At 62.7% G+C, this 228-nt stretch carries 1 protein-coding gene; it reads left to right on the forward strand.

Annotation, left to right across the window (positions count from 1 at the left end; all coding sequences use genetic code 11):
* A partial coding sequence (locus RRF55_RS28405; protein ID WP_439419357.1) for a GTP-binding protein occupies positions 1-228 on the forward strand: 228 nt, incomplete at both ends.

Genomic DNA, 228 nt, shown 5'->3' on the forward strand with positions numbered 1-228 from the left:
GCTGCTGCTGATGGGCAAGGCGATTGCCGTTGCCGGTACGGTGAAGTCGCGCAAATCCGACCGCCATGCCACCTCCGACTGGATGGAGATGGAGAAGCAGCGCGGCATCTCCATCACCACCTCGGTGATGCAGTTCCCCTACCGCGAGCACATGATCAACCTGCTCGACACCCCCGGTCACGAGGACTTCTCGGAAGACACCTACCGCACCCTCACCGCGGTGGACTC

This window comes from Klebsiella sp. K47 (assembly GCF_051858335.1).
GTDB lineage: Bacteria > Pseudomonadota > Gammaproteobacteria > Enterobacterales > Enterobacteriaceae > Klebsiella > Klebsiella pneumoniae.